At 62.3% G+C, this 1,033-nt stretch carries 2 protein-coding genes; both read right to left on the bottom strand.

The window, feature by feature from the left end; all coding sequences use genetic code 11:
* Positions 1-394: 394 nt before the first annotated feature.
* Positions 395-829: a BLUF domain-containing protein gene (locus KO516_RS20375; RefSeq protein ID WP_216005621.1), complete on the bottom strand. Its 435-nt coding sequence runs from the start codon at positions 827-829 to the stop codon at positions 395-397.
* A gap of 69 nt (positions 830-898) precedes the next feature.
* The coding region (locus KO516_RS20370; RefSeq protein WP_216002720.1) for an NAD(P)(+) transhydrogenase (Re/Si-specific) subunit beta at positions 899-1,033 on the bottom strand (135 nt) is incomplete at its 5' end.

Below are 1,033 nucleotides of genomic sequence, written 5' to 3'. Positions count from 1 at the left end.
GTGTTCCTCTCCACCATCGCTCTCGCGGCTCTAGTCATCTATTGGTTATGAATCCTGACCCTAGAGCGGGCAGCTCTTTGACATATCGAAAGGCATGGCGCGGATGATCAGACCAAGAGTTTCCGCGCCGAATTTGGCAACCGCCAGCCGTGCGGGTGATTGCCCGCACCAAGGCGCGCGAGGGCAAGGAGCATCTTCGGGGCCATCGACATCCCCTAGGGCGGCGGCGCGCGGTGCCTGAAACGCGGCAAGCGCGCCTCTTGCCGTCACATGGCGGTCATGGTGCTGCGCCTGATCATGCACGCCATGCAGGTCCGTCGACGTGGCTCTGACGGACCTGGCTGGCAGTTCACGACAGGACGTTTCAGACCGACAAGTATCAAACTGACCCGCATCAGACCGGCTCGTAGAAACTGCGCAGCAGCCGCAACCCGCCGGTCGGTACGCGAAAGTTGACACGATCCCAGAAGGCATCCGAGCCGAGATCGGCAAAGCCTTCGATCCCCGACAGCGCCGCCTCCTCGACATCGCGAAAGCCCATCGACCAGTCGGGAAAGATCCGCTCGGGGGCCGTGCCTTCTTCGATCACCACGATGGAATGGTGCCGCCGGTCCGCAGAGATCCGCTGCCAGACCGCATCCAGCTCCGGGCGCGGGCCTTCGAGCAATTGCATGAACGTGCCACGCCCGGCCTCGGGCACGAAGCGATAGATCAGCATGCCCGTGATACCCTCCTGCAGGTTGCGCAGACGGCTGTAGGACAGCAGCGCCGATAGATCTTCTGCGGTCGGCGGCACGGCCGCCTGACTCGCGTAGACGAGATACTCCATGTCCTGCCTCTCCTCCCAATGTTGCAAGCCAGTCTTGCAGGCCGATTGTTACCGGCAACGCCGCCCCTGTCAGGATATCCTGCTGAGCAGTTCGCCGAGGGATGCTTTTGCGTCGCCGTAGAACATGCGGGTGTTGTCTTTGTAGAACAGCGGGTTTTCGATGCCCGAGTAGCCGGTGCCCTGGCCGCGCTTGGAGACGAAGAC

It is taken from the genome of Citreicella sp. C3M06 (genome assembly GCF_018860705.1).
GTDB lineage: Bacteria > Pseudomonadota > Alphaproteobacteria > Rhodobacterales > Rhodobacteraceae > Salipiger.
The sequence above is the reverse complement of the archived record's forward strand: the minus strand, read 5'-3'. Positions and strand labels throughout refer to the sequence as shown.

Bases quoted from the DNA above. Each gene is read 5' to 3' on its own strand.
- KO516_RS20375 (WP_216005621.1), bottom strand. From the start codon at position 829: ATGGAGTATCTCGTCTACGCGAGTCAGGCGGCCGTGCCGCCGACCGCA.